Below are 3,451 nucleotides of genomic sequence, written 5' to 3' on the forward strand. Positions count from 1 at the left end.
CCAACATAACGCACACGCGCACAAACTGATCACAAATCTGTGACGCGGCTGTCGGCACCATGAGCTGTAACCCTTGGAAATAGCCGCGAAAGGCACAGGTAAGAACAGACACGGTCAAAGCCGGAGCCAAGACAATCAATGCCGAATAAGCACGTACATCGCGAACCAATCCGGCGGAAATCAAACCTCCTGCCCCGACAAATAACAGCAAGCCGAATGAACAAGCCATAAAAGCCGTAAAGGCAAAAATAACCTTGAAAATCCGTTCGGCACCGGCATAATCACCCTGTGCCGCCTTCTCCGCCACCATGACGGACAAAGCAATGGGTACGCCGGCTCCGGCAATACTCAACCCGAGCATATACACGGGATAAGCAATTTGATATAAGCCGATTCCTTCGCCTCCTAAAATTCGGGATAAGAGGATTCGATTGACACCGCCCAAGATTTTTACGGCAATGCCGGCTACGGTTAATGCCGCCGCACCGCGGAGAAAGACATTCTTAACCATTCATTCTCTCCTGTTTTTCATAGGCCTTCAATATGTATTCGATATATGCCAACACATCATCTATACCAGTCATATCAAACCTGAAAGTTGCAGTAAGACCGGGAAGCTTTTTGCAACGTTTTCGCAACACGGGTTCAAACAGTTCCGTCCTAGGCGAAGAAGCTTCATCTTTCCAACGAAATTCGAGGCCTATACCTTTTTGACTGACGGACAAAACCAAGTCCTTTTGTGCACGAATTCGTAAATGCGTAGCTTTTAATAAGTTTTGAACAGCCCGGGTCGGTTTCCCGAAACGGTCTGTCAATTCATTCTTCAATTCCTCTAACGCTTCTTCCGTACGTACCAAAGCCAACCGTTGATACATTTCGATTTTTTGCCCGCCATGCTCAATATACGTATCGTCAATAAAGGCGTCGACTCTGACTTCCAATGTCGTACGCACATCGACAGTTTTAGTATAGCCTTCATTGCGTAATCGATTTACGGCTTCTTCCAACATCTGTACATACATGACAAAACCTACACCGGCAATATTACCGTGCTGTTCTCGACCAAGCAGATTACCGGCACCGCGAATTTCCAAATCACGCATAGCTATTTTAAATCCTGAACCCAATTCGGTAAACTCTTTAACGGCTTGCAACCGCTTTTCGGCAACTTCATTCAGGATTTTATTACGTCTGTACAAAAAATATGCATAAGCCGTGCGATGACTGCGCCCCACCCGACCGCGCATTTGATATAACTGTGACAAACCGAAACGATCGGCGTCGTAAACAATAATCGTGTTGGCATTGGCAATATCCAAACCGTTTTCAACTAAACTGGAGCACAATAGAACGTCGTATTCGCCTTCATAAAAATCGAACATATTGGCTTCCAGGACGGATCCCGTCATCTGTCCGTGCGCCATACCGATAGTCACTTCGGGAACGAGAGCCTCCAATTCAACCTTCATGCGCTCCATTGTCGCTACGCGGTTATAGACGAAAAACACCTGACCGCCTCTACGCTTTTCGCGCATAATAGCATCTCTTACAATGGCTCCGTCGTATTCCGTCACATAAGTCTGAACCGGAAGCCGCTCTGTAGGCGGCGTTTCGATCAGACACATTTGTCGTAAATGAACGAGAGACATATGCAAGGTTCTGGGAATAGGTGTTGCCGATAAGGTCAGGACGTCAATTCCCGTGGCCCAGGTTTTCCATTTTTCTTTCTGTGCCACACCGAAACGTTGTTCTTCATCGACAATCAGCAATCCTGCATCTTTAAACTTTACATTTTTATTTAAGATACTGTGCGTACCGATGAGTACGTCAATTTGTCCTGCTTCCACCTTTTGCAGAATTTCTTTTCTCTCTTTTATGGAACGGAATCGATTGAGAACATCACAAACGACACCGAAAGAGCGAAATCGTTCCGAAAAGGTCTGGTAGTGTTGCTGAGCTAAGACGGTCGTCGGCACGAGAACCGCTACCTGTTTACCTCCCATAACCGCCTTAAAAGCCGCCCGTACGGCTACCTCCGTCTTCCCGAAGCCTACATCGCCGCACACCAGACAATCCATGGGTACGGGCTTTTCCATACTCTCTTTAATAGCAGCTACGGCCTTTAACTGATCCTGCGTTTCTTCGTACGGGAAGGCTTCTTCAAACTCTTGTTGAAAAGGCGTGTCCGGTGGAAAAGCATAACCGTCCGTAATTTCACGTTTAGCATATAAAGCCACTAATTTTTCCGCTAAATTATCGATAGACTTTTGAGCCTTGGCTCTCGCCTTTTTCCAGTCGGCCCCGCCCATACGACTCAGGCGAGGAGCCTCTCCCTCATTGCCGATATAACGTTGCAGGAATTGAATCTGATCCGTCGGTACATATAAGACATCATGGCCCGAATAATGAATTTCCAAATAATCCTTATGAACGCCGTCCGTTTCAATGGTCTTGATACCGATATACTTACCGATACCGTGTGTATCGTGAACGACATAATCGCCGGCATGTAAATCCGTAAAAGCGTTGATCTCCTGACCGTTTTCCGTATGGCGCCGCAGTCTTTTCTTCTGTGTGCCGTAAATATCTTTTTCCGCAATAACAACCGTCTTGGCATAAGGAAATTCAAAGCCGTTACGAATTTCCCCGGAGCTGATAAAAATTCCCGTATCCTTGCCGTTCTCCGTTAAGGGCGAAGCATAAAACTCATTCTGCTTCAGCCAACCGTTAAGAGATGCCGCTCTCTTTTCTCCGGATATGACGAAAATAATCCGATAATCCCGTTCTAGCCAATGCCCCAGCTCATCCTTCAAGAGCGTAAATTCTTTTCTGAAGCCGGCTACCGTCTTGGATGTAATACTGACTGTTTCATCCGTTTCCAACTCGCTTACCGACTGTGCCAACAAAGACAAAACAAGCTGTACGGCCGTACGTTTTTCACCGGCTAAAGAACGCCATTTTGCGGCTTCATTCTTACGCTCCGTCGATTCGGAAAAACTTTTCTTTAATTCTTCTTTAATACGGTTTCCTTCATCCCAAATAATAATACCGTTGTTTCCGTAATCCAATAAGGTTGTCTTTTTATCGTCTTTATCATAAGCCAATGCAAAGGGTAATATGCGAACCGAGTCTGTTTTCATCGACGACTTTTGGGTCTGTTCGTTAAAATAGCGAATATTTTCCAGCGTATCTCCGAAAAACTCCAACCGAATAGGCTCTTTTTCATTAAGAGGGTAAATGTCGATAATATCGCCGCGCACGGAAAAAAGGCCGCGTCGGTCAACCAGGTCCGACCGTTCATAGCCGCCGCTTACAAGGCCTGATAAAATAGTTTCCCGTTCATAATCCTCACCGACCTTAAAGGATAATACGGCATCATCTATTTTTTGCGGTGCCGTCACAAATTGTGCCGCCTCTTCAGCTGTAGCCACGACTACAGCTTGCCTTGAAC

Annotated in this window: 2 protein-coding genes; both read right to left on the reverse strand. The window is 46.2% G+C overall.

The features are described 5' to 3' along the window. On the reverse strand, positions 1 to 511 hold a 511-nt coding region (locus tag PGX78_RS06900), incomplete at its 3' end, for an oligosaccharide flippase family protein (RefSeq protein ID WP_270446092.1). Beyond that, positions 504 to 3,451: transcription-repair coupling factor (gene mfd / locus PGX78_RS06905; RefSeq protein WP_270446094.1), on the reverse strand; the 2,948-nt coding region annotated here is incomplete at its 5' end. The genes mfd and PGX78_RS06900, both read right to left, overlap by 8 nt.

It is taken from the genome of Megasphaera sp. AF13-6AC (assembly GCF_027685385.1).
In the GTDB taxonomy this organism is placed as follows: Bacteria; Bacillota; Negativicutes; order Veillonellales; family Megasphaeraceae; genus Megasphaera; species Megasphaera micronuciformis.